A 24,585-nucleotide genomic window follows, 5' to 3' on the forward strand; every position below is an offset into this window, starting at 1 on the left:
GGTTCGGTCGACTCGGACGACCCCTACGAGCAGGCGGTCGCCGTCGTCTTGCGCGACAAGAAGGCCTCGACCTCCTACATCCAGCGCCGCCTCCAGATCGGCTACAACCGCGCCGCCTCGATCATGGAGCGCATGGAGAACGAGGGCATCGTCGGCCCCGCAAACCACGCCGGAAAACGCGAAATCCTCGTCGAGACCCAGAACCAGCACGACGAATGACGCTCGTGACGGGCTGTGGGCCCTTGCGGCCGGGGAGGGCAGTCCTCAAATTGCCATGACGATGCTGCAACCTCGGCAGCATATCGCGCGTTGACCTTGGGCCAATCTGAGCCGACCCGTTTGTCGCAACGCACTTGCAAGGCCCGGCAGCGCGTTGGCCGAGGCACAGGGAGTGGAGCAGCTTGCTCAAGCACATGGCCCCGGCGGTCCGGAAAATGGTTCTGGCGGCGACGTTTTTTGGCGGCGTCATCGCGGCTATGCCGCTGGCCGCCCAGCCTCTCCAGCTCCAGTCCCCTTCCCCTGCGAAGCCGGCCGCGGCCAAGCCCGCCGCGCCGCGTCTCGTCCTGCCGCCGCCGCGCCCCGCCAATCTCGGCATGGCGCGAACCGCTGCAGCCGAACCGGCAGCCGTGCAGCCCGTTTCGTCCGGCTCCACTGCGACGAAGCCGCCCGAGGCCCAGCAACACGCCGCCGCGCCCGCGAAGGCCAAGGGCTCTGTCCCTGCCACACAGGAAGAGGCGATCGAGCGGCTCAACGCCTATCTCAACAGCTTCACCTCGCTGCAGGGAAATTTCATCCAGTTTGCCGCCAATGGCCGGCGGCTCGAAGGCCGCGTCTACATCCAGCGCCCGGGCAAGATGCGCTTCGAGTACGAGCCGCCCGCCACCACCGAAGTCATCGCCGACGGCACCTCGGTTGCCGTGCGCGACAAGCGCCTGGCGACGCAGGACATCTACTCGATCGGCCAGACGCCGCTGAAGTTTCTCGTGCGCGAGCGCATGGACCTGGCCCGCGAAGGCACCCTCACCGGCGCCAGCATCGACGGTGACATCCTTTCCGTCAGGATCGAGGACCGCTCGACGCTGGGGGGCACCTCGAAGATCACGCTGAAATACGATCTCGTCGCCAATGAGCTGCGGCAATGGATCGTGGTCGATCCGCAGGGCTACGAGACCTCGGTCGCGCTCTACAATCTCGACACCCAGCGCCGTCCCGATCCGAAGAAGTTCGTGATCGACTACCAGCGCACGCTCTAGGCGGCCCTTTGAACGGACCCGCAGACGGACTTCGCGCGGGGCTTGCCTTTTGCGCCCCGACGACCCAGTTTCCGGCCTCCTTCCCGCCGGAATTCTCGCGTGCAACTCACCGTCACCAGTTGGAATATCAACTCCGTCCGCTTGCGCATCGGCATGGTCGGCGAGTTCCTGAAGACCTACGCTCCCGACGTGCTCTGCCTGCAGGAGACCAAGACGCCGGACGAGCAGTTCCCGGCCAAGGCTTTCCAGCAGTTCGGCTATATCCATCAGGCCTTCATCGGCCAGAAGGGCTATAACGGCGTCGCCATCGTCTCGAAGCTGCCCTTCAGCGAGAAGGAGGCGATGTCGATGTGCGGCCGCAACGACGCCCGGCACATGACCGTGACGCTCGACAAGGCCGCGGGCGCCGCCGCCGGCATCGCCATCCATAACTTCTATATCCCTGCCGGCGGCGATATCCCCGATCCGGAGAAGAACGACAAGTTCGCCCACAAGCTCGCCTTCCTCGACGAGCTCGGCGCCTGGGGGGTGGCCAAGAAGCCGACCGATCGGCCGGCCATCCTGCTCGGCGACCTCAACATCGCGCCGCTGGAACATGACGTCTGGAGCCACAAGCAGCTCCTCGACGTCGTCAGCCACACCCCGATCGAGACCACGACACTGGAGAAGCTGCGCAGCGAGACCGGCTGGACCGACGCCGCACGAACGCTCCGCCCGGAGCCCGAGAAGCTCTATTCCTGGTGGAGCTACCGCGCGCAGGACTGGGAAGCATCGAACAGGGGCCGCCGGCTCGACCATATCTGGCTCTCGGACGGCCTGAAGCCGACGCTGCGCGACCTCGCCTTCCTGCGCGAAGCCCGCGGCTGGGAGCGCCCTTCCGACCATGTCCCGGTAACGGTGACGCTGGAACTCTGACAAGCTCTTTGGCGCGCAACGCCTGAGCGGACGGCGTCCCGGCCATGCCAGGTCGTCCTAACGGACCGCCGACGCATCGTGATATAGCCGCGGCAGTTTTCATTGCCGTGGCCAAAGCCGTTGCACCCGCCGCTCTCCACCTCCCTGTCCCTGCGCGATGCACTGCTCACCCTCGCGGTGATGGTGGTCTGGGGCACCAATTTCGTCGTCATCCGCATCGGCGTCGACCATTTCCCACCCCTGCTCTTCGCCTGCCTGCGCTTTGCGTTCGCGCTGCTGCCCGCGGTTTTCTTCCTCAAGCGGCCAGCCGTCCCGTGGAGCAAGCTCGCTGCCTATGGGCTCCTGATCGGTGCCGGCCAGTTCGGCCTGCTGTTCATCGCCATCAAGGGCTTCATCGCGCCGGGGCTGGCCTCGCTGGTGGTGCAGTCGCAATCCTTCTTCACGATCCTGCTCGCCGCCGCGATCACGCGTGAGCGCGTTCAACCCTTCCAGTTCGCCGGCCTGCTGCTCGCCGCGGTCGGTATCGGCGTCATTCTCTGGCACGCGGACGGCACGACCACCCCGCTCGGGATCGCCCTCGTGCTTGCCGCAGCGCTTTGTTGGGCCGGCGGCAACATCGTGTCGCGCAGCACCCCCGGCGTCGACATGCTGGCCTATGTCGTCTGGACCAGCCTCTTCGCCGTGCCACCCCTCTTCATCCTGTCCTGGCTCATCGAGGGTTGGCCGGCGATGCGCGACGGGCTGACCGGAGCCCCGCTCGCCGCCTGGGCGGCCGCGCTCTGGCAAGCCGTCGGCAACGTGATGTTCGGCTATGCCGTCTGGGGCTGGCTGCTCTCGCGCTATGCCGCCGCTACGGTCGCGCCAACCGCGTTGCTGGTCCCGGTCTTTGGCATGGGTGCCGCCGCCATCTGGCTGGGGGAGCCGCTGCCGGGCTGGAAGTTCCTTGCTGCCGGACTGGTGCTGTCCGGCCTGTGCATCAACATCCTCTGGCCGCGCTTCGCGGCGATCCGCGCCGCCAGGCATCCGCCTTCGTCCTGAGGGCACTGCGCCTTACTTGCGGTCGATCGCGGCGAGCGCCTCTTGCACGGCCGAGAGCTCGCCGACGAAGCCACGCAGCCTGGTGCTGATCTCTGAGGCGATTGCCTCCGCCGAATCCGGCGATTCGCCGAGCACGCGCCGCATCACGCTGCGCGGCAACCGCATGACCCGCGTCGGCTCGCGCGCGATCGCGGTAACCTGCCGCGGCACCGAGGTGAAGAGCGCGAGTTCGCCGATCATGGCGCCGGGGCCGATGATCTCCTGCGCCGGCTGGCCGTCATCCCGCGCCGTAACGGCGATCGCGCCCGACACCACCAGAACGGCCCCGTCCGAAGGCTCGCCGGCGCGGAACAGCACGTCGCCGGCACGCAAGATGCGGCTCTCCGCCGCGAAGGCGAGCAGTCGCAGTGCATCGCGCTCCATCAAGCTCAGCAGCGGCTGCCGGGCCAGCAGGGCCATATCGTCGTCGAGCGCCATCCGTCAGGGATTCAGCCGGTAGCCGCCGGCATCGGTGACGAGCAGGCGGGCATTGCCGGGATCCGGCTCGATCTTCTGCCTGAGACGGTAGATATGTGTCTCGAGCGTGTGGGTCGTCACCTGGCTGTTATAGCCCCAGACCTCCTGCAGCAGCACCTCGCGCGCGATCGGCTTGCGGCCGGCCCGGTAGAGGAAGCGCAGGATCGCCGTTTCCTTCTCGGTCAGCTTGGTCTTCGAGCCCTTTTCGCTGACGAGCAACTTCGATCCGGGATGAAAGGTGTAGGGACCGACCTGAAAAATGGCGTCCTCGCTCGCCTCGTATTGCCGCAGATGCGCGCGGATGCGCGCCAGCAGCACGGCGAACTTGAACGGCTTCACCACATAATCGTTGGCGCCGGCCTCGAGGCCCAGCACCGTATCGGCGTCCGAGCCCTGGCCGGTCAACATCACCACCGGGCTCTTGAAGCCGTTCTTGCGCATCACCTTGACGGCCTCGCGGCCATCCATGTCGGGCAGCCCGACATCCATGACGACCAGATCGACGCGCTCGCCCTGCACGACCCTCACGGCAGCGGCGGCCGTGCCGGCCGTCGACAGCCTGAACTCCTCGTAAAGCGCCAGCTGCTCGGCCAGTGCATCGCGCAGGGTCTGGTCGTCATCGACCAGGAGAATATGATGGACGACGGACATGGGACGGTTCGCTCGGACGCAATCGTTACGGCAACATGAGCCCGCTGAGTCGTCATCGCAAGTCAGGCAGCCAGGAATCCCCTTGAGAAACCGCCCTTCCTTCCCCGCAGGCCCGCGCAAACTCTCATCGCTGCGGGTCTTCGCCTCCGTCCATGACCGCCGCAAGGGCTTCCTGATCGCCGGCTCGTCGGTGTTCCCTTGCGCGCTCGGTCGCTCCGGCATCCGTACCGACAAGCGCGAGGGCGACGGCGCCACGCCGCGCACCGCCCTGCCGCTGCGCGGCGTTTTCTACCGGGCCGACCGTCTGGCTCGGCCGCGCACGCTGCTGCCCTCAAAGCGGATCGGGCCGCGCGACGCCTGGTGCGACGACGTGAAGGACCGCCGCTACAATCGGCTGATCGACCGTCCGCCGGGCCAGGCCGAGGAGCGGCTGCAGCGAGAGGACCATCTCTACGACGTCGTCGTCGAGCTCGGCTGGAATGATCGGCCCGTGATTCGAGGGCGCGGCAGCGCGATCTTCTGGCATCTGGCCCGCCCCGGCTTCACGCCCACCGCCGGCTGCGTCGCGGTCGAGGGCCATGTCTTCGCCAAGGTGCTGCCGCGGCTGGCGCGCGATTGCCGGATTCTGGTCAGATAGCGCGAATTCAGCTAGAAGCAGCGGTGAGCACCGTCTCGATCATCCTCTTTGGATCAGCGGCCGCGCCCGCGGGCACCGTCCCATGTCGCGGCACGATCCCAATCTGAGATTTGCGATGAATGATTCGGGTTCCTCATTCCGCTTCGGGCGGATCGCCGCGATGTTGCCGGTCGCCGATATGGCCCGCGCCTGCGATTTCTACATCGGCGCTCTCGGCTTCCGAAAAACCTTCGAGAACGGCAATCCCGTCGGCTTCACGATCCTGAAGCGCGACGCCGCCGAGTTGCACCTCACCCTCCAGCCCGGCCACAGGCCGGCAGCGTTCAACGTCGCGCGTATGATGGTCGAGGACATCGACGCGGTGCACTCCCTCGTCCGCGAGCGCGGCCTGCGCATCGTCAAGGGGCTGCGCGACAAGGATTACGGCCTACGCGCCTTCGTCTTCGAGGATCCGGACGGCAACCGCATCGATGTCGGTGAGCCGCTGAAATAGACCGTCAATTCTCGGACGCAGCGAAACGCAGACCCGGGAATCTCATGCCAGGGCGGCTCTGGGTCCTCCCTATCGCAGAGATGCCCGGGTCAGACCCGGGCATGACGTCGAAATCATCCCCGTGCGCCAAAAATCGCGCTACCGACCCGCACATAGGTCGCGCCGAGCTGGATCGCCGCCTCGTAGTCGGCGCTCATCCCCATCGACAGGCCTTTGAGCCCGTTGCGGGCGGCGATCTTGGCCAGAAGGCCGAAAGGCGGAGAAGGCGGCTCGTCGGCGGGGGGGATACACATCAGCCCCTCGATCACGAGACCGTGAACCTCGCGGCAGCGGGCGATGAAGGCATCGACCTCCACCGGCAGGACACCGCCCTTTTGCGACTCCTCGCCGGTGTTCACCTGCACGAACAGCCTCGGCGCGCGGCCGGCCCGCGCCATCTCGCGCGCCAGTTCCTTCGCCAGGCTCTCCCGGTCAAGCGACTGGATGACGTCGAACAGCTCCACCGCCTCGCGCGCCTTATTCGACTGCAGCGGTCCGATCATGTGCAGTTCGGCATCGGGGAAGCGCTCTTTCAGCGAGGGCCACTTCGCCTTGGCCTCCTGGACATAGTTCTCGCCGAAGATGCGCTGTCCAGCCTCCAGCACCTCGATGATCTGTTCGACCGGCTTGGTCTTGGAGACGGCGACCAGCGCAACCGAACCCGGCTTGCGCCCGAAATCGCGCTCGGTACGGCTGATCGCCGCCCGGATCTCAGCCAAACGCGTAACCGTATCGCTCATCTGCCAGCCTCTCATGCCCTGCGCGCCGTTGACCGCGTGCGCGCAATGGTGTCCTAGAGCAGGTTGCAAGATTCCGACATCCGGTTTTTGCATTCAGCCCCTGCGCCGGCCTGCCTCCGGGAACCGGCGAACCGCCAAGAATCGCCCGCTCAGAGAATTGCCCGCTGACATGGCCGTCGAACGTTACAATCCGAAAGAGTCCGAGCCGAAATGGCGCACCGTCTGGGAAGAGCGCAAGCTTTTCGAGACGAGGAACGACGACACGCGGCCGAGCTACTATGTCCTCGAGATGTTCCCCTATCCGTCGGGACGCATCCATATGGGCCATGTCCGCAACTACGCGATGGGCGACGTGGTCGCGCGCTACAAGCGCGCCAAGGGCTTTTCGGTTCTGCATCCGATGGGCTGGGACGCCTTCGGCCTGCCGGCCGAGAATGCCGCCAAGCAGAAGAAGGTCCATCCGCGCGAATGGACCTATGAGAACATCGCGACGATGCGCAAGCAGCTCAAGTCGATGGGCCTGTCTCTCGACTGGAGCCGCGAGCTCGCGACCTGCGACCCCAGCTACTACCGCCACCAGCAGAAGATGTTCCTGGACTTCCTGAAGGCCGGGCTGGTCGACCGCAAGACCGCCAAGGTCAACTGGGACCCGGTCGACGAGACCGTGCTGGCCAATGAGCAGGTCATCGACGGCCGCGGCTGGCGTTCCGGTGCGCCGGTCGAGATCCGCGAGCTGACCCAGTGGTTCTTCAAGATCACCGAATACGGTCAGGAACTGAACGACGCGCTCGACGGCCTGACCCGCTGGCCCGAGAAGGTCCGGCTGATGCAGAAGAACTGGATCGGTCGCTCCGAAGGCTTGCTGGTTCGTTTCGCACTCGAATCGAATGGTGCGGGGCAGGACGAGGTCGAGGTCTATACGACCCGCCCCGATACGCTGTTCGGCGCCAAGTTCGTCGCCATCGCGCCCGATCATCCGATCGCCAAGTCCATCGCGGCGAAGAGCCCCTCGCTGCAGGCCTTTATCGAGGAATGCAAGCGCACAGGCACGGCGCAGGAAGCCATCGACAAGGCCGAGAAGCTCGGTTTCGACACTGGCCTGCGCGCCGTGCACCCGCTCGATCCCAACTGGACGTTGCCCGTCTATGTCGCGAATTTCGTCTTGATGGAATACGGCACCGGCGCCATCTTCGGCTGCCCGGCGCATGACCAGCGCGACCTCGACTTCGTCAACAAGTATGGCCTGGGTAATACCCCTGTAGTAGCGCCGGAAGGCACCGATCCGGCTGGTTTCGTCATCACCGACACCGCCTATGACGGCGATGGCCGGATGATCAATTCCCGCTTCCTCGACGGTATGACCATCGCGGAAGCCAAGGAGGAGGTCGCGCGCCGGCTCGAGGGCGAAACCCGCGGCAACCGCCCGGTCGGCCAGCGCAAGGTCAATTTCCGCCTGCGCGACTGGGGCATCTCGCGCCAGCGCTACTGGGGCTGCCCGATCCCGGTCATCCATTGTTCCGACTGCGGAACGGTTCCGGTGCCGGATGCCGACCTGCCGGTGAAGCTGCCGGACGACGTCTCCTTCGACAAACCGGGCAACCCGCTCGACCATCACCCGAGCTGGAAACACGTCGCTTGCCCGCAATGCGGCAAACCGGCGCGGCGCGAGACCGATACGATGGATACCTTCGTCGATTCGTCCTGGTACTTCGCCCGCTTCACCGACCCGTGGCGCACCGAGAGCCCGACCGACCGCAAGGCCGTCGATCGCTTCCTCCCGGTCGACCAGTATATCGGCGGCGTCGAGCACGCGATCCTGCACCTGCTCTATTCGCGCTTCTTCACCCGGGCGATGAAGAGGACCGGCCATGCCGGCCTCGACGAGCCCTTCGCTGGTCTGTTCACCCAGGGCATGGTCGTGCACGAGACCTACCGGGCCGCCAATGGCGACTGGGTCGAGCCGGGCAATGTCCGTATCGAGGTGGCCGGAAACGACCGCCGTGGTTTCGACGTCGAGACCGGCGCTCCGATCGAAATCGGCTCGATCGAGAAGATGTCGAAGTCGAAGAAGAACGTCGTGGACCCCGACGACATCATCGCGTCCTACGGCGCCGACACCGCCCGCTGGTTCATGCTCTCGGATTCGCCGCCGGATCGCGACGTGATCTGGACCGACGAGGGCGTGCAGGGCGCCGCCCGCTTCGTCCAGCGTCTCTGGCGTCTCGTCGCCGAGATCGCCGAACGCACCGGCGGCAAGGCCGAGAAGCCTGCCCAGGTCGGTGATGCCGCGCTCGCGCTACGCAAAGCGAGCCATCGCGCTCTCGACGCGGTCGGCGCCGATATCGAGCGCCTCGGCTTCAACCGTTGCGTCGCGCATATCTACACCCTGACCAATGCCATCGGTAAGGCGCTGGACGCTGCGGCCGAGAGGCCCGAGCTCGATGCCGACATCGCCTTCGCGCTGCTTGAAGCCGCCACGATCGTCACCCAGCTCGTGGCACCGATGATGCCGCATCTGGCCGAGGAATGCTGGCAGGCTCTCCGCCAGCCTGGCCTCGTCGGCGAAGCCTCCTGGCCGGAGGTCGAGCCCGCACTGCTGAAGGACGACAGCGTCACGCTGCCCGTCCAGCTCAACGGCAAGAAGCGGGCTGAGGTGACGGTTCCGGCCGATGCCGATACGGTGGCGGTGGAAGCCGCCACCCGCGCCAGCGAAGCGGTTCAGCGGGCCCTCGAAGGGCGCGCCATCCGCAAGATCATCGTGGTTCCCGGGAGAATCGTGAATGTCGTCGTCTGAAGCCGCTCTTTCCCGCCGGACGCTGCTCGCAGCCGTGCTCGCCGCGGCAGCGCTCGCTGGAGGCTGCTTCCAGCCGCTCTATTCCGAGAACACGACGAGCACGGTCGGTGGCAGCGTCAAGACCGCGCTTCGCAGCATCGAGATTCCAGAGATCAAAGGCCTGGTGGGCCATTACTTCCGTAACGAGCTCGTCTTTGAGTTCGACGGCAGCGGTGATCCCGACGCGCAGAGGAAGCTGAGGCTCGATGCCAATATCGCGGAATCCGTCGAGGTCGTCACGGTGGATTACATCAATGGCCGCGCCGATTCGGCGGTGCTCGTCGCTACCGCAACTTGGAAAGTGACGCGCATCGGGACGGGTGAAGTCGTCTCCTCCGGCACCAATTCCGTCCGCGCGCCCTATGAGCGCTCCGGACAGCGTTTCGCCACGCTGCGTGCAGCACGTGACGCACAGATCCGCGCCGCGAAGAACCTCGCCACGATCATCCGGGGACAGATCGCCGCCGATCTCACCTCCTGACCTGCCATGGTCGCGATCAAGGCGCATGAAGCCGAACGGATACTGGCGCGCCTCGATCCGGCCTGGCGCCTTGTCCTGATCTACGGACCTGACGCCGGGCTCGTCTCCGAGCGGGCGGGCACATTGGCCCGCGCCAGCGTCGATGATGCCAGCGATGCTTTCCAGCTCATCCGCATGGATGGCGACGCCGTTGCCGCCGACCCGCTGAAGCTCGCTGACGAAGCCAACACTATCGGCCTTTTCGGCGGCCGCCGCGCAATCCGCGTCTCTCCGACATCCAAACCCCTGCTGGCGGCGGTCGAGCCGCTGCTGGCGGTGCCTTCGCAGGATGCCCTCGTCATCGTCGAGGCGGGCGACCTGCAGCGCACGAACCCACTGCGCACCGCCTGCGAGAGAGCCAAGACCGCGCTCGCCGTGCCCTGCTATGGCGACGCAGCCCGCGATCTCGGCTCGATCATCGATGAAATGGTACGCGGCGCCGGTAAGTCGATCGACCGCACCAGCCGGGAGCATCTCGCCGGTCTTCTCGGCGGCGACCGCCAGACATCCCGTCGCGAGATCGAAAAGCTCCTGCTTTATGTCGGAACCGACCCTGCCGTGCGGGAAGAGCACATCGACGCTATCGTCGGCGACACCGCCCAGCGCGAGCAGGCCATGCTCGTCGATGCGGTCTTCGCGGGAAAGCTGCCGGTGCTCGACCTCGCTCAGGCCAAGCTCAGCAGCGAGGGATTGGACGCCGGTGTGATGCTCGGCACGGTGCTTCGCCAGGCGCTGGCCTTGCTCAAAGCGCGTCAGGCTGTCGATGCCGGGAAGGGGGTCCGAGACGTCGTCGGAACGATGCGCCTACCTTACCCCCGCATTGCCACAACCGAGGCTGCACTGAATGCCTGGTCCAGCGCCAAGCTGAACGAAGCTGTCGGCCTACTCGGCAATGCGATCCTGGCCACGCGCCAGAATGCCGATATGGGTCGCGCCGTCGCGACCCGCACATTGTGGACGTTGGCTCGGCTCGCCCGCAGCGGCCGGCCTGAGTGATCAGGCCTTGAGCCGGTGGCAGAGCGCGTCGAGTTGTTCGAGCGTCTTGTAGCCGATCCGGACCTCCCCCGATCCGTTGGCGCGATGCGCGATCGAAACTGAGAGACCAAGCGCTTCCTCCAGCGCCTTCTCGAGAGCCCGCGTATCCGGATCCTTCTCGACCTTCGGCTTCGACAGCGCGACGCTCTTTGTCGTCTCGCCCCGTGCTTCTTCCTGCACGACACGCTCGATATCGCGGACGCTCATGCCTTCGTCGACGATCCGGCGCGCCATCAGTTCCGGCTCCGAAACGGAGAGGAGGGCGCGAGCGTGACCCGCTGAAACCGCGCCTTCGCTGACCATCTTGCGGACGGATTCCGGCAACTTCGACAGACGCATCGTATTGGCGACGTGGCTGCGGCTCTTGCCGATGACGCGTGCCAGATCGTTCTGCGTATAACCGAACTCGGCGATCAACCGCTCATAGCCGGCAGCTTCCTCGATCGCGTTGAGGTCGGTACGCTGAACGTTCTCGACGATTGCGATCTCCAGCGCTTCGCGGTCGTCCGCCTCGACCAGAATCACCGGGACATCGTGCAGTTCGGCGCGCTGCGCCGCCCGCCAGCGCCGCTCGCCGGCGATGATCTCGTAGGCATCGACCATGCCGGGGATCGAACGCACGATGATCGGCTGCAAAATGCCACGCTCGCGAATCGAAGTCGTGAGCTCGTCGAGATCCTCCTCCACGAAGCTGCGGCGCGGATTGCGCGCGCTCGGACGCAGGAACTCGACCGGCACTTTGCGTTGGCCCCGCGCCCGCTCGATTGCGCCGATTTCCTCCCCGACGTCACCGATCAGCGCCGCCAGACCACGGCCCAGGCGTGAGCGCCCCTGTTCTTCGGCCATCGCCATCCTCGTTACCTCACCATTTCGTTTCGTCAGGCCGCGGCGCGCAGAGCGCGCTCCCGCTTGATCACCTCCGACGCCAATCGCAGATATGCCTGCGAACCCGAGCAGCGCAGATCATAGAGCAATGCCGGTTTGCCATAGGACGGCGCCTCGGAAACCCGCACGTTTCGTGGGATTACCGTCTCATAAACCTTATCACCAAGGAAACTCTTCACATCCGCCATGACCTGACCTGACAGATTGTTGCGCGGGTCGAACATGGTCAGCACCACGCCCTGGATCATCAGCCGCGGATTGAGCCCAGCGCGCACCTGCTCCACTGTCTTGAGCAGCTGGCTGAGACCTTCAAGCGCGAAGAACTCGCACTGCAGCGGCACCAATACGGCATCAGCTGCCGTCATCGCGTTTATAGTGATCAGGCTCAGCGAAGGCGGGCAGTCGATCAGGACATAGGTCAGATCCTGGCAGCGCTGGTCGTAGCACAATTCGTCAATCGCACTCTTCAACCGATGAGCGCGATCCTTGGCCGATGCGATCTCCAGTTCGACGCCGAGCAGGTCCAGCGTCGAGGGCGCCAGAGACAGGCCCGGTACGGCCGTGGGCTGGAGCGCCTGACCCAGGCCGACATCGCCGCAGAGAACATCGTAAGTCGAGGACTTCCGGCTACGGCGATCGACGCCAAGCCCGGTCGAGGCATTGCCCTGTGGGTCGAGGTCGACGATCAGCACCTTCTCGCCGATCGCGGCCAGCGCCGTGCCGAGGTTGATCGCCGTGGTCGTCTTGCCGACGCCACCCTTCTGATTCGCAAGCGCGATGACACGCGGGCGGCGCTGCGCTGTCGCAGATCTGAGTTCGGTCATGGATCGGCTCGTCTCTCGGCCGAGCGGATCATCAGGATTCGCGCGGCATCATCAGTCACGGAGGAAACCGTTGTCGCCTGAATCTTCCAATATCTGGCCGAGTCGGTCAATTCCGCATCTAGATGTTGTCCCTTGGGAAAGAGCCCAAGAGTGCCGGTTCTCAACAGCTCTTCGCACCAGTCGAGCAGCTTCGTCAGCGGCGCTAGCGCGCGGGCTGTCACCACATCGGCCTTGCCCGCGAAATCGCCGATCACATCTTCGATACGAGCGGCATGGACCTTGACCGGGGCGCCGGTAATCCGCGCCGCGTGGCGCAGAAACGCGCATTTGCGAGCATTGCTCTCGACGAGATCGATCTGACCTCGGCCACGCTCCGCAAGGCAGATACCGATCACCAGCCCCGGAAAACCGCCGCCGGAACCGAGATCGAGCCAGCGTTCGCGCTCGGGAGCGAGACTGAAGATCTGTAGCGAGTCCGCGATATGGCGCGTCCAGACATCCGCCAGCGTCGTGGAGGAGACCAGATTCTTGGCCGCCTGCCAGCGCTCGAGCTCCGCCACGAGCAGCGCCAGGCGTTCCTCTGTTTCACGTGAAACAGGCGTCAAGCGCAAAGCGCGCTGCCTGTCGGTCTTTTCAACAGTCACGTCGATCCTGTGGATAACGGCGCCGGAAGCCGGCCCTTCCGTGCGTGTGCAGCCAACAACGCCAGAGCTGCCGGCGTCATGCCTTCGATCTTGCCGGCCTGCGCCAGGTCCGCTGGGCGCAGCGCGGCGAGCTTTGCCTTGATCTCGTTCGACAGGCCCGAAATCATGTCGAGGTCGAGATCAGCCGGAACTTTCAAAGACTGGTCGCGTCGATAAGCCTGGATCTCCGCAGCCTGCCGGTCGAGATAGACCGCATAGACTGCATCCGCAGTAACACGCGCCGTCACGGACGCAGAATAACCCTGCAGCTCAGGCCAGATCGCAGCAAGCCGCTCGAAACCGACATCGGGATAAGACAGGATTTGGTAAGCGCTGCGTCGCACTCCGTCCCGATTGAGCTGCAGGCCCACGCCCTCTGCCTGCCGAGGCGTCAACCACAGGCCCTGCAAAGTCTGGCGCAACGCGGCGATTTCGCTGTGGCGCGCCTCAAAGGCGGCATGTCGGGCTGAGCCGACCACGCCGAGCTTCGTGCCGAAGCCCGTCAGCCGCTCATCGGCATTGTCCACGCGCAGTGACAGGCGAAATTCCGCCCGCGACGTGAACATTCGGTACGGCTCCGTAACGCCGCGCGTGACGAGGTCGTCGACGAGCACGCCGATATAGGACTGTGTTCGGCCGAAAACCACGGGCTCAGCGTCGCCAGCCAACCGCGCCGCGTTGAGTCCTGCGAGCAGTCCCTGGGCGCCCGCCTCCTCGTAACCCGTCGTTCCATTGATCTGGCCGGCCAGGAACAGGCCAGCGACGGCGTGCGTCTCCAGCGTGTTCTTCAACGCCCGCGGATCGACGAAATCGTATTCGATCGCATAGCCCGGCCGCTGCATCGTGGCGCGCTCGAGGCCGGGGATGGTCTTCAGCAGACCGAGCTGGACGTCCTCGGGCAGCGAGGTCGAGATGCCGTTCGGATAGACCGTGTCGTCATCCAGCCCTTCAGGCTCCAGAAAGATCTGGTGTCCGTCGCGATCGCCAAACCTGCCGACCTTGTCCTCGATCGACGGGCAATAGCGCGGGCCGCGCCCTTCGATCTGGCCCGAGAACATCGGCGCGCGATGCAGATTTGCGCGGATCAGCTCATGGCTCGCCAGCGTCGTGCGCGTGATACCGCAGGAAATCTGCGGATTGGTGATCGCTGTGGTCAGCGCCGAGAACGGCTCCGGCGGCTCGTCGCCCGGCTGCATCTCAAGTGCAGCCCAGTCGATGCTTCGACCATCGAGACGGGGAGGGGTTCCGGTCTTCAGACGCCCGAGCGGGAAGCCATAACGCTCCAGCGTCGCCGAGAGTCCGAGCGAGGGTGCCTCACCGACCCGCCCGGCCGGGATCTTGGTCTCGCCGATATGGATCAGCCCGCGCAGGAAAGTCCCCGTCGTCATCACGACCGTTCCGGTTCCGAATCGGCGCCCATCCGCAAGTATGACCGCAACAACGCGGCCAGCTTCGATCTCGAGGTCGAAGACCTCGCCGGCGACGATATCGAGCCCGGCCTGCTGGGCGAGCAGTTCCTGCACGGCTTGGCGGTAGAGCTTGCGGTCGGCCTGGGCGCGTGGCCCGCGCACCGCCGGTCCCTTACGCCGGTTCAGCATACGGAACTGGATGCCCCCAAGGTCGGCCGCGCGGGCCATCACGCCGTCGAGTGCGTCGATCTCCCTTACGAGATGGCCCTTGCCCAAACCGCCGATCGCGGGATTGCAAGACATCACGCCGATGGTCTCGGGCTTGTGCGTCACCAAGGCTGTACGCGCGCCATAGCGCGCCGCAGCCGCAGCCGCTTCTGCCCCGGCATGGCCGCCGCCGACGACGATGACGTCGTAGTGCTGCTGATGATGGATGGACATGCCATTTTCGCTAACGAAGCCGGGGAGGCGGGTCAACGGCAATCGCTACAAACCGGGCGGATCATCCGCTCGGGCTTACTTTCCGATGCAGAATCCGGCGAAGAGCTGGTCGAGCACATCCTCGACATCGATGCGGCCGACCAGCCTCTCGAGCGCGACGACCGCCAGGCGGATATCCTCCGCAAGCAACTCACCCTGGCCATGATCGGCGGTGACCGCACGCTCCAGCGCCGCGACCGCATCGCTCACCGCGACGCGATGGCGTTCACGGGTCAGCAGCGCAGGCTCCGTCTGACCGAGATCGCGCAGCCGTGCCACGATCTCCGCGAGCAGGTCAGGGATTCCCTCTCCGGTTTTCACCGAGATCGCACGTTCCCCCGCCAGTGCTTCCCCACCAAGATCCGACTTCGTCGCGACTGCCAATGTCGAAGCTTCTTGCTCGATTCGATACGTATCCGAATCGATCCCGCGCAGGCTCAGTACGAGATCAGCGCGCTCCACCAGCGCGCGTGCACGCTTGACGCCTTCGGCCTCGATCGGGTCGATGCTGTCGCGCAGTCCCGCCGTATCGATCAGGATCACCGGCAAACCTTCCAGGTCGAGGCGTACTTCCAAAGCGTCGCGCGTCGTGCCGGCAATCGGAGACACGATAGCAACCTCGCGCCGGGCGAGCGCATTGAGCAGGCTCGATTTGCCGGCATTGGGCGGGCCGGCCAGCACCACGACGAAGCCCTCGCGGACACGTTCGCCCATGGTGAAACTGCCGAGCGCCTCACGCAGCGAGATCAGAACACCGCCGGCCAAGGCAAGTGCCTGATCCTGAAGCGGACCCGCAACATCGCCCTCGTCTGAGAAATCCAGCTCGGCGGCGAGCAAGCTCATCGCCTCGATCAACTCTCCGCGCCAGCGCTTGGCGACGAAGCCGAGGGCGCCGTCCATTTGGCGCAGGGCCTGTTTGCGCTGCCATTCCGTTTCCGAATCGATCAGGTCGGCCAAGCCTTCGACGGCTGCGAGATCGAGCTTGCCGGCCTCGAAGGCTCGCCGGGTAAATTCTCCGGCTTCCGCGAGTTTTACTCCCGGTAGTACCGTCAGTATGGCCAGTAGTTCCGCGAGAACGGCGCGCGAACCGTGGACATGAAACTCCGCGACATCCTCGCCGGTGAAGCTCGCCGGTGCCGCGAAGAACAGGACGAGCGCCGTATCGACGGCCATACCTTTTCCATCCGAGAGCCGGCGGAGTGTCGCCATGCGCGGCGGCGGTATGACTCCCGCTACGGTCTCAAGGACGAAACGAACCCGCGGACCCGAGACACGTACGACCGCCACACCGGCCCGGCCAGGCGCCGAGGACAGTGCCACGATCGTCGGATGGGCTTCGTAGATGTGCATCTCAGTGGCGTTCATGCTGGGCATTCGTCGGTCGGTATCAGGGATGGCGGCACAGCTGTGCCTTGCCCGGGCAGCGCGTCAAGCTTGCATCCTCTGGGCCCGCATCCTGCCGCGTCTCAGCCGGGCGCGCGTAGGCACAAGAAGCCCGATGTGGAGCTGGGGAGCGACTGGCCAACGATGCTCCATGCGGGAGCCCGAAGATAGGCGACCGTTCGGATTCGTTTCGATTACGAATCGAGTCCTTCCGGGAAATCTTTCTCGCGGTTGTAACGGGAGTGAATCGGTCGCCATATAGATTGGTGGCGCCGGCGGTAGCTGCGCCACAAACTAATTCGCCGCCGTCCGACCGCTTCTGCGCGATCGATACGGCGGCGAATCGAATGCCGGATCGGATGGACCCGTCAGGTATTCATCGAGTCGAAGAATTCCGAGTTCTGCTTGGTCTGGCGCAGCTTGTCCAAAAGGAACTCGATCGCATCCTGCGGTCCCATCGGGTTGAGGATACGGCGCAGCACATAGGTCTTCTGCAGGTCGGAGCGCGGCGTGATGAGCTCCTCCTTGCGGGTGCCGGACTTGATGATGTCGATCGCCGGGAAGATGCGCTTGTCGGCCACCTTGCGGTCGAGAATGATCTCGGAGTTACCCGTTCCCTTGAACTCCTCGAAGATCACCTCGTCCATGCGCGAGCCGGTGTCGATCAGCGCCGTCGCGACGATGGTCAGAGAGCCCCCTTCCTCGATATTGCGCGCCGCGCCGAAGAAGCGCTTCGGCCGCTGCAGGGCATTGGCGTCGACACCGCCGGTCAGCACTTTGCCCGAGGACGGCACAACGGTGTTGTAGGCGCGGCCAAGCCGGGTGATCGAGTCCAGCAGGATGACGACGTCGCGGCCATGCTCGACCAAGCGCTTGGCCTTCTCGATGACCATCTCCGCGACCTGGACGTGGCGCGAGGCCGGCTCGTCGAAGGTCGAGGACACGACCTCACCCTTCACCGAGCGCTGCATGTCGGTGACTTCTTCCGGCCGCTCGTCGATCAGCAGAACGATGAGATAGCATTCGGGATGATTGGTCGTGATCGACTGCGCGATGTTCTGCAGCAGCACGGTCTTGCCGGTGCGCGGCGGCGCGACGATCAGCGCGCGCTGGCCCTTGCCGATCGGCGCCACGATGTCGATGACGCGCGGCGAGAAATCCTTCTTGGTCGGATCCTGCACCTCGAGCTTCAGCCGCTGGTCCGGGTAGAGCGGCGTCAAATTGTCGAAATGGATCTTGTGCTTGATCTTCTCCGGGTCCTCGAAATTGATCGAGTTGACCTTGAGCAGGGCGAAATAGCGCTCGCCATCCTTGGGGCTGCGGATCGGCCCCTCGACCGTGTCGCCAGTCCGCAGACCGAACTTCCGAATCTGCGAGGGCGAGACATAGATGTCGTCGGGACCCGGCAGATAGTTCGAATCGGAGGAGCGCAGGAAGCCGAAGCCGTCCTGCAGCACCTCGACCACGCCCTCGCCCAGGATCTCGGTCTCGCGTGCGGCGAGTTGCTTCAGGATGGCGAACATCAGCTCCTGCTTGCGCATCGTGCTGGCGTTCTCGACCTCCACCTCCTCGGCAAAGGTCAGAAGTTCGGTCGGCGATTTGATCTTGAGCTCTTGGAGCTTGATTTCCCGCATGGGGCACCCGGATCGTGAACGCCCTGCGAATCGGCAGGGGTGGGGACTGTACTGGAGTGATCGACTTCGGCCCTGACCGGACCTGCGCGGGGGGTGCGCGACCTGAGCTGCTGCTAGGGCAGATCGCTCACGAACAGTCGACAACAAGGGAGGACGCTGGAGAAGCGCAGCTCCTGATAGCGGGAATCGCGGCCGGGCTCAAGCGGGAAGAATCGTCTGCGTCAGAACGGTTTCACGATGACGAGAATGACGATGACGAGCATCAGCACAGCCGGCACTTCGTTGAGGATGCGGAAATAGCGGGGAGATTTCTGGTTCTTGTCCTCGGCGAAGGCGCGGACATGCTTCACCAGCACCCCATGGATACCGGAGAGGATCAGCACCAGCAGCAGCTTGGCATGCAGCCAGCCGCCTTTGAAGGCGAAGCCGTACCAGGCGAGGTAGAGACCGAGCACCCAGGTCAGGATCATCGCCGGGTTGATGATGCCCTTCAGCAGCCGGCGCTCCATGATCTTGAAGGTCTCGGACTGGATCGAGCCGATCTGAGCCTCGGCATGGTAGACCATCAGCCGCGGCAGATAGAGCATCCCGGCCATCCAGGAGATGACCGCGACGACGTGGAAAGCCTTGATCCACTCATACATATCCTGACCCTCAGCCCCGCACGGCCTTCAGCAGCCGCTCGACATGGGCGATTGGCGTATCCGGCAGGATGCCATGCCCGAGATTGAAGACGAACGGCCCGCCACCGAAGGCTGAGAGGATCGCCGCGATTTCCTTCTCGAGCTCCGGGCCGCCAGCCCTCAGAACGAGCGGATCGAGATTGCCTTGCACGGGCAGCCTCGTCTGGATGGCGTCGCGCGCAAAGTCCCTATCGATATCGGATTCGAGCCCGACCGCATCGACACCCGTTCCAGCAACATAGTCCGGGATCAACCGGCCGGCTCCGCGTGGGAACCCGATGATGCGGGCATGGGGGTGAACCGCGCGCACGCCCTCTACGATCCGCCGGGTCGGCGCGACGCACCAGCGCCTGAAATCCTCCGGTCCCAACGCGCCTGCCCAACTGTCGAAGATCTGCACCGCATCGACGCCGGCGGCGATCTGGGCGTTGAGATAGCTCACGGAGGCAACGACGATTCGATCGATGATCGCCTGGAACAGTTCAGGGTCCTTCGCGAACAGGGCCTTGGCAGGTCCCTGATCGGGCGTGCCGCGGCCGGCCACCATATAGGTCGCCACAGTCCAGGGAGCGCCGCAGAAGCCGATGAACCCCGTCTCGCGGGGCAAGGCACCACGCACCCGCCGCACGGTCTCCAGAATGGGATCCAGCTTGGCGCCATCGGCGAGCCGATCGATCTCTGCCAGTCTTGCAGCATCCGCGACGGGTTCGAGCCGCGGACCTTCGCCCTCTGCGAACCAGAGCTTCTGCCCGAGTGCCTGCGGCACGACGAGAATATCCGAGAACAGGATCGCCGCATCGAAGCCGAAGCGCCGGATCGGCTGGAGCGTCACCTCGGCAGCGAGCTCGGGGTTGTAGCAGAGCGCAAGGAAGCTGCCGGCCTTGGCCCGAAGCTCGCGATACTCCGGCAGATAGCGCCCGGCCTGACGCATCAGCCAGATCGGAGGAACAGGCAATTTCTCGCCTGCCAATGCCCGAAGAAAGAGCGGCTCTGCGCTGATCGTTCCAGCGGCTGGATGGCTCATCCCGTATCCTCACTAAAAAGAGATTCTATGAAAGATTCTCTTTTTCTTTGACTCTTGGACAGGGGAGATAGCCCGGCCCAATCCTGTCCACAACCGTTCCACAGGTGGTGGGACAGCCGGTCGCGGGTCTCAGGCTCGAGCGATCAGGTGTTAAGGCTTTATTAACGAATTGGAATCCGCTTCCGCTCTTGCGGCGGCCAGAATGATTCACGTGAAACACTTCCTTAACCATGCACAGTCCGGCGGCTGTTGACGAACAGGGCAGGTTATACAGGCGCTCTCGCCGCCGCCGGCCACAGGCCGGGTTGTCCACACCACTCCCCATGCCCCGGGAAAACTCGGCGCGGCCATGGTGCGGACGCTTTCGGATCGAATGCCTGATTCCGATCCGGCCGAAAGCGCGCTAGATGAAGACAAGAGCGCTTCAGGCCGGGGGACGCCGTGGTCCGCAACTATTTCCATCTGCATCTGGTTTCCGATGCGACCGGCGAAACCCTGATCGCGGTCAGCCGTGCCGCGGCGGCACAATATGAGAGCGTATCGGCCATCGAGCATGTCTACCCGCTGGTGCGCTCGGAGGCTCAGCTCGCCCGCGTTCTGGCCGAAATCGAATCCTCACCCGGCGTCGTGCTCTACACGCTGGTCGAACCTGAATGGCAGGAGAAGCTCGAGAACTTCTGCCGCGAGCTGGGCTGCCCCTGTCTCTCGGTGCTGCAGCCGGTGCTGTCGCTGTTCCAATCCTATCTCGGCCAGGCCTCCGCGCTGAAGCCGGGCGCGCAGCACGTTCTCAATACCGAGTATTTCCGCCGCATCGATGCGATGAACTACACGCTGCTCCATGACGACGGGCAGATGGGGGGCGACCTCGACAATGCCGACGTCATCCTGGTCGGCATCAGCCGGACGTCGAAGACACCGACGAGCATCTATCTCGCCAATCGCGGCATCAAGACCGCCAATATCCCTCTCGTGCCGAATATTCCGCTGCCTGTCGAATTGGAGAGCGCCAAGAAGCCGCTGATCGTCGGCCTGATCGCCAGCCCCGATCGCATCGTCCAGATCCGCCAGAATCGGCTCCTGTCCCTACGCGCCGACGATGAGACATCCTATGTAGATCCGGCGGCGGTCGCCGACGAAGTTTCGCAGTCGCGCCGGCTCTGCGCCCGCAAGGGTTGGCCGGTCATTGATGTGACCCGTCGCTCGATCGAGGAGACCGCAGCATCGATCGTTGACCTGCTGCGCGACCACCGCATGAAGTTCATCGCGACATGATCATATCGAACAGCCTTTGGCTCGAAGCACAGCCCTTGATCCTCGCCTCCGGGAGCACGACCCGCCGCGACATGCTGGCTGCGGCCGGCGTTCCGGTGGAGGTGCTGAAGCCCGAGATCGACGAGCGCGCGGTCGAGCATCCGCTGGTCGAGCAGCATGTCCCGGCAGACCAGATCGCAGCGGCGCTTGCCTGCGCCAAGGCTCTCACTGTGTCGAACGCCCGGCCCGGTCGTCTCGTCCTCGCCGCCGACCAGACCCTGACCTGCGACGGGATCACCTTCCACAAGCCGGTCGACAACTTCGCAGCTGCCGAGCAGATCGCGGAGCTCGCCGGCAAGACGCATGAACTCCACTCCGCCTTCGTCCTGGCGAGGGACGGCGCGCCGATCGCCGAAGGGCGCGAGACCGCGCGGATGACCATGCGTTCTCTCGATTCCGACTTCATCGGGCTCTATGTCGATCTGGTCGGCCCTGCGGCTCTGTCCAGCGTCGGCGGCTATCAGCTTGAAGGGCTGGGCGCCCAGCTCTTCGATACCGTCGAAGGCAATCACTTCACCATCCTGGGCCTGCCCTTGCTTGCCGTTCTCGCCGCCCTGCGCGATCTCGGCTGCCTCGCCCGCTGACCGGACTATCCCATGCCGCCTCGCTGCTTCGTTGTTGGACACCCCATCGCTCATTCGCGCTCGCCGATGATTCATGGCGAGTGGCTCCGCCAATACCGGATCGCCGGATCCTATGAGCGCCTCGATGTCGCACCGCCCGATCTGCCCGCCTTCATCCAGCGCCTGCGCGATGGCGAATTCGCTGGCGGCAATGTCACCGTGCCGCACAAGGAAGCAGTGATGGCGCTGGTCGATGAGGTCAGCGATGCCGGCCGGGCGGTCGGCGCGGTCAACACGCTCTGGCGCGAGGGCAATCGCGTATTGGCTGATAACAGCGATGTGCCGGGCTTCCTCGCTCATCTCGATGCGACCGTGCCGGATTGGCAGGCGCGTGTCGGAACAGCACTCGTCCTGGGCGCCGGCGGGGCCGCGCGCGGCATCTGCTACGGGCTGAAGTCGCGGGGCGTCGACCGCGTCGTCGTCGTCAATCGCAGCCGCGAGCGCGCAGAGGAATTGGCTGCTGCCTTGGGGCGGCCGCTTGAGACCGGAGACTGGGATCAGCGCGACCGGCTCGTCGGGCAGGCCGATCTCATCGTGAACGCGACGGCCTTGGGCATGCAGGGCAAACCGCCACTGGAGATCGATCTCGCGGCGCTCCGGCCCGGCACCATCGTCGACGACATCGTCTATGCGCCTCTCAAGACGGCGCTCCTCGCGGAGGCCGAGAGTCGCGGCGGCATTATGGTCGATGGGCTGGGCATGTTGCTGCATCAAGCCGCACCCGGCTTCGCTCGCTGGTTCGGCGTAACGCCCGAGGTGACGCCGGCCCTGCGCGCCCTGATCGAAGCCGATATCCTGAAGACCTGATTCGGCGGAGAGAGCATGACCTTCGTGCTGGGGCTGACGGGCTCGATCGGAATGGGGAAGTCGACGACGGCCGGGCTGTTCGTGCAGCGCGGCGTGCCGTTGCATGATGCGGATGCTGCCGTACATCGCCTGCACCGCGGCCGCGCGGCGGCACCGATCGAGGAGGCCTTCCCCGGCACATTGGTCGATGGCGTGGTCGATCGGGCGAAACTGGGCGCGGCGGTCCTCGGAAAGCCGGAAGCGCTCAAGCGGCTCGAGGCGATCATTCATCCGCTCGTGCGCGAGGAAGAGGAAAGCTTCGTCGCGCGCTGTCGCCGCGAGGGCGCGGGGCTCGTCGTCATCGACGTGCCCCTGCTGCTCGAAACCGGCGGGGAGGTGCGTTGCGACGCCGTCCTCGTCGTGACCGCGCCGACTGAGGTTCAGCGCCAACGCGTCCTTGCCCGGCCCGGCATGAACGCGGAAAAGCTCGACGCGATCCTTTCGCGCCAGATGCCGGATGCCGAGAAGCGCCGCCGCGCCCATTTCCTTGTGGACACGTCCCGCGGGCTCGTGGCCGCGGAGCGACAGGTCGGTTCTATCCTGATGGCGCTCGCCGGCCGTCCCGGGCGCGGCGCTGCAGTGAGGTCCTGAAGCGATGCGTGAGATCGTCCTCGATACCGAAACCACCGGCGTCGAAGCCAATAATGGCGACCGCATCGTCGAGATCGGCTGCGTCGAGCTGGTCAATCACTGCCCGAGCGGCCGCACTTATCATGTCTACATCAACCCCGAGCGCTCGATGCCGGTCGGGGCGTTCAATGTCCACGGCCTCTCGGAAGAATTCCTGTCGGACAAGCCCGTCTTCGCCGCGGTCGCCCAGGAGTTCGCGGAGTTCATCGCCGGCGCGAAGCTGGTGATTCACAACGCTGCCTTCGACGTCGGCTTCATCAACATGGAGTTCAAGCGCCTCGGCCTGCCGCCGATCGAGCAGGCATGGGTGGTCGATACCCTGTCGATGGCGCGCCGCAAGCACCCCGGCGCTTCGAACAGCCTCGATGCGCTGTGCTCGCGCTACGGCATCGACAACAGCCGCCGCACCAGGCACGGCGCCTTGCTCGACTCCGAGATCCTCGCCGAGGTGTATATCGAGCTGATCGGCGGCAAGCAGACCTCGCTGGGTCTGGGCGTCGAGGGAGTGGCGGGTCGCGGCGGGCTTGCGATGGTTGCGGCCGAGAAGCCGCAGCGCCAGCGTCCGCTTGCGCCACGCCTCGACGAAGCCGCCATCAAGGCGCATGAGGCCTTCATCCTGGGATCGCTCAAGGCCCCACTCTGGAAGGGCTATCTCGGCATCACGGACGACGCGGCACAGTAATCCGCATCGTCCTTTCCCGGAATGTCAGCTCTGGGCGTCCTTCCGCACCTTGCGGCGCGAAAGCATGTTGAGCGCCTCGATCAGGGCCGAGAAGGCCATGGCGGCGTAAATGTAGCCCTTCGGCACATGCACGCCGAAGCCCTCGGCGATCAGCGTACCGCCTATCATCAGCAGGAAGCCGAGCGCCAGCATCACGATGGTCGGGTTCCTGTCGATGAAGCGCGCCAGCGGATCGGCGGCGAGCAGCATCGTCAGCACGGCGACGATGACGGCGATGACCATCACCGGCACATGTTCGGTCATGCCGACAGCGGTGATGATCGAGTCGATCGAGAAGACGAGGTCGAGCAGCAGGATCTGGAAGATCGCGCTGCCGAAGCTCAGCGTCACCGCCCGGCCGCCCTCGGCGAGGACGGAGTCGGGATCGGGATCGACCTTATGATGGATCTCTTTCGTCGCCTTCCAGACCAGGAAGAGACCGCCGGCGATGAGGATCAGATCGCGCCAGGAGAAGGCCTGGCCGAAGACCGAGAAGATCGGCGTGGTCAGCGTGACGATGAAGGCGACGGTGCTGAGCAGCGCAAGGCGCAGGATCAGCGCCAGGCCGATGCCGATCTTGCGGCCCTTCGAGCGCTGATGTTCGGGCAGCTTGTTGGTCAGGATGGAGATGAAGATCAGGTTGTCGATGCCGAGCACGACCTCCATGGCGATCAATGCCCCGAGCGCGGCCCATACGGCGGGGTCGGCGGCAAGTGTCAGAAGGTTGTCCATCGGGTCTCCACGGATACGGAAAAGGCGGGCGTCCCTGCCGGGGCGTC

Annotated in this window: 26 protein-coding genes; 14 read left to right on the forward strand and 12 right to left on the reverse strand. The window is 65.0% G+C overall.

Features of this window, described 5'->3' with window-relative positions; translation table 11 throughout:
• From AC1DDA_RS26280 to AC1DDA_RS26295, 4 genes are all read left to right on the forward strand, one after another.
• The coding region (locus tag AC1DDA_RS26280; RefSeq protein ID WP_476797974.1) for a DNA translocase FtsK at positions 1 to 219 on the forward strand (219 nt) is incomplete at its 5' end.
• A 182-nt stretch (positions 220 to 401) separates the two neighbouring features.
• Positions 402 to 1,253, forward strand: coding sequence for a LolA family protein (locus AC1DDA_RS26285; RefSeq protein WP_476797975.1), 852 nt, complete (start codon positions 402 to 404; stop codon positions 1,251 to 1,253).
• 99 nt (positions 1,254 to 1,352) lie between these two features.
• Positions 1,353 to 2,168 carry an exodeoxyribonuclease III gene (gene xth / locus AC1DDA_RS26290; RefSeq protein WP_476797976.1) on the forward strand — a complete coding sequence of 272 codons (816 nt, stop codon included), beginning with the start codon at positions 1,353 to 1,355 and terminating at the stop codon, positions 2,166 to 2,168.
• A 120-nt stretch (positions 2,169 to 2,288) separates the two neighbouring features.
• A complete protein-coding gene (locus AC1DDA_RS26295) occupies positions 2,289 to 3,206 on the forward strand; it encodes an EamA family transporter (protein ID WP_476797977.1) in 918 nt (305 codons plus the stop codon).
• A gap of 12 nt (positions 3,207 to 3,218) precedes the next feature.
• Here AC1DDA_RS26295 and AC1DDA_RS26300 read toward each other — a convergent pair whose 3' ends face one another.
• Positions 3,219 to 3,683, reverse strand: a complete 465-nt coding sequence (locus AC1DDA_RS26300; RefSeq protein WP_476797978.1) for a cyclic nucleotide-binding domain-containing protein — start codon at positions 3,681 to 3,683, stop codon at positions 3,219 to 3,221.
• A gap of 3 nt (positions 3,684 to 3,686) precedes the next feature.
• Positions 3,687 to 4,373, reverse strand: a complete 687-nt coding sequence (locus AC1DDA_RS26305; RefSeq protein ID WP_476781163.1) for a response regulator transcription factor — start codon at positions 4,371 to 4,373, stop codon at positions 3,687 to 3,689.
• A gap of 82 nt (positions 4,374 to 4,455) precedes the next feature.
• Here AC1DDA_RS26305 and AC1DDA_RS26310 point away from each other — a divergent pair, with 82 nt between their 5' ends.
• Positions 4,456 to 5,010, forward strand: a complete 555-nt coding sequence (locus tag AC1DDA_RS26310; RefSeq protein ID WP_476797979.1) for a L,D-transpeptidase family protein — start codon at positions 4,456 to 4,458, stop codon at positions 5,008 to 5,010.
• A gap of 115 nt (positions 5,011 to 5,125) precedes the next feature.
• Entirely contained in the window at positions 5,126 to 5,503 is a 378-nt protein-coding gene (locus tag AC1DDA_RS26315; RefSeq protein WP_476797980.1) for a glyoxalase superfamily protein, read from the forward strand.
• Positions 5,504 to 5,616: 113 nt separating this feature from the next.
• On the opposite strand, the gene AC1DDA_RS26320 is transcribed toward AC1DDA_RS26315, so the two are convergent.
• Entirely contained in the window at positions 5,617 to 6,282 is a 666-nt protein-coding gene (locus tag AC1DDA_RS26320) for a YggS family pyridoxal phosphate-dependent enzyme (RefSeq protein WP_476797981.1), read from the reverse strand.
• A 169-nt stretch (positions 6,283 to 6,451) separates the two neighbouring features.
• On the opposite strand from AC1DDA_RS26320, the gene leuS reads away from it, so the two are divergent.
• From leuS to holA, 3 genes are read left to right on the forward strand one after another with little or no spacing between them, the layout of a single operon-like run.
• A complete protein-coding gene (gene leuS / locus AC1DDA_RS26325) occupies positions 6,452 to 9,076 on the forward strand; it encodes a leucine--tRNA ligase (RefSeq protein WP_476797982.1) in 2,625 nt (874 codons plus the stop codon).
• A complete protein-coding gene (locus AC1DDA_RS26330) occupies positions 9,063 to 9,596 on the forward strand; it encodes a hypothetical protein (RefSeq protein ID WP_441514243.1) in 534 nt (177 codons plus the stop codon). The genes leuS and AC1DDA_RS26330 overlap by 14 nt, the downstream gene beginning before the upstream one ends.
• 6 nt (positions 9,597 to 9,602) lie before the next feature.
• Positions 9,603 to 10,631, forward strand: a complete 1,029-nt coding sequence (gene holA, locus AC1DDA_RS26335) for a DNA polymerase III subunit delta (protein WP_476781158.1) — start codon at positions 9,603 to 9,605, stop codon at positions 10,629 to 10,631.
• Here the strand turns inward: holA and AC1DDA_RS26340 are convergent, their stop codons facing one another.
• The 8 genes from AC1DDA_RS26340 to hemE form a co-directional block, all read right to left on the reverse strand.
• Positions 10,632 to 11,516, reverse strand: coding sequence for a ParB/RepB/Spo0J family partition protein (locus tag AC1DDA_RS26340; RefSeq protein WP_441514241.1), 885 nt, complete (start codon positions 11,514 to 11,516; stop codon positions 10,632 to 10,634).
• A 32-nt stretch (positions 11,517 to 11,548) separates the two neighbouring features.
• Positions 11,549 to 12,379 carry a ParA family protein gene (locus AC1DDA_RS26345; RefSeq protein ID WP_476797983.1) on the reverse strand — a complete coding sequence of 277 codons (831 nt, stop codon included), beginning with the start codon at positions 12,377 to 12,379 and terminating at the stop codon, positions 11,549 to 11,551.
• Positions 12,376 to 13,023: a 16S rRNA (guanine(527)-N(7))-methyltransferase RsmG gene (gene rsmG / locus AC1DDA_RS26350; RefSeq protein WP_476797984.1), complete on the reverse strand. Its 648-nt coding sequence runs from the start codon at positions 13,021 to 13,023 to the stop codon at positions 12,376 to 12,378. Before rsmG ends, AC1DDA_RS26345 begins: the two co-directional genes overlap by 4 nt.
• Positions 13,020 to 14,912, reverse strand: coding sequence for a tRNA uridine-5-carboxymethylaminomethyl(34) synthesis enzyme MnmG (gene mnmG, locus AC1DDA_RS26355; RefSeq protein WP_476797985.1), 1,893 nt, complete (start codon positions 14,910 to 14,912; stop codon positions 13,020 to 13,022). The genes rsmG and mnmG overlap by 4 nt, the downstream gene beginning before the upstream one ends.
• 75 nt (positions 14,913 to 14,987) lie before the next feature.
• Complete coding sequence (gene mnmE, locus AC1DDA_RS26360; protein WP_476798001.1) at positions 14,988 to 16,301, reverse strand: tRNA uridine-5-carboxymethylaminomethyl(34) synthesis GTPase MnmE; 1,314 nt, start codon at positions 16,299 to 16,301, stop codon at positions 14,988 to 14,990.
• Positions 16,302 to 16,702: 401 nt separating this feature from the next.
• On the reverse strand, positions 16,703 to 17,968 hold the full coding sequence (gene rho / locus AC1DDA_RS26365; protein WP_441514236.1) for a transcription termination factor Rho: 1,266 nt from the start codon (positions 17,966 to 17,968) through the stop codon (positions 16,703 to 16,705).
• A gap of 221 nt (positions 17,969 to 18,189) precedes the next feature.
• Positions 18,190 to 18,612 carry a protoporphyrinogen oxidase HemJ gene (hemJ, locus tag AC1DDA_RS26370; RefSeq protein WP_476781153.1) on the reverse strand — a complete coding sequence of 141 codons (423 nt, stop codon included), beginning with the start codon at positions 18,610 to 18,612 and terminating at the stop codon, positions 18,190 to 18,192.
• Between the two features lie 10 nt (positions 18,613 to 18,622).
• Positions 18,623 to 19,675 carry a uroporphyrinogen decarboxylase gene (gene hemE / locus AC1DDA_RS26375; protein ID WP_476797986.1) on the reverse strand — a complete coding sequence of 351 codons (1,053 nt, stop codon included), beginning with the start codon at positions 19,673 to 19,675 and terminating at the stop codon, positions 18,623 to 18,625.
• 441 nt (positions 19,676 to 20,116) lie between these two features.
• On the opposite strand from hemE, the gene AC1DDA_RS26380 reads away from it, so the two are divergent.
• From AC1DDA_RS26380 to dnaQ, 5 genes are read left to right on the forward strand one after another with little or no spacing between them, the layout of a single operon-like run.
• A complete protein-coding gene (locus tag AC1DDA_RS26380) occupies positions 20,117 to 20,947 on the forward strand; it encodes a pyruvate, water dikinase regulatory protein (protein WP_476797987.1) in 831 nt (276 codons plus the stop codon).
• Positions 20,944 to 21,570 carry a Maf family protein gene (locus AC1DDA_RS26385; RefSeq protein ID WP_476797988.1) on the forward strand — a complete coding sequence of 209 codons (627 nt, stop codon included), beginning with the start codon at positions 20,944 to 20,946 and terminating at the stop codon, positions 21,568 to 21,570. The genes AC1DDA_RS26380 and AC1DDA_RS26385 overlap by 4 nt, the downstream gene beginning before the upstream one ends.
• Positions 21,571 to 21,582: 12 nt before the next feature.
• On the forward strand, positions 21,583 to 22,416 hold the full coding sequence (locus AC1DDA_RS26390) for a shikimate dehydrogenase (protein ID WP_476797989.1): 834 nt from the start codon (positions 21,583 to 21,585) through the stop codon (positions 22,414 to 22,416).
• 15 nt (positions 22,417 to 22,431) lie between these two features.
• Positions 22,432 to 23,046 carry a dephospho-CoA kinase gene (coaE, locus tag AC1DDA_RS26395; protein WP_476797990.1) on the forward strand — a complete coding sequence of 205 codons (615 nt, stop codon included), beginning with the start codon at positions 22,432 to 22,434 and terminating at the stop codon, positions 23,044 to 23,046.
• 4 nt (positions 23,047 to 23,050) lie between these two features.
• Positions 23,051 to 23,767, forward strand: coding sequence for a DNA polymerase III subunit epsilon (dnaQ, locus tag AC1DDA_RS26400; protein WP_441514229.1), 717 nt, complete (start codon positions 23,051 to 23,053; stop codon positions 23,765 to 23,767).
• A 24-nt stretch (positions 23,768 to 23,791) separates the two neighbouring features.
• Here the strand turns inward: dnaQ and AC1DDA_RS26405 are convergent, their stop codons facing one another.
• The gene (locus AC1DDA_RS26405) at positions 23,792 to 24,538 is read right to left on the reverse strand and encodes a TerC family protein (RefSeq protein WP_476797991.1); all 747 of its coding nucleotides are present in this window, start codon (positions 24,536 to 24,538) and stop codon (positions 23,792 to 23,794) included.
• Between the last annotated feature and the right edge of the window lie 47 nt (positions 24,539 to 24,585).

The sequence above is a fragment of the Allobosea sp. 10N428 genome (assembly GCF_056394545.1).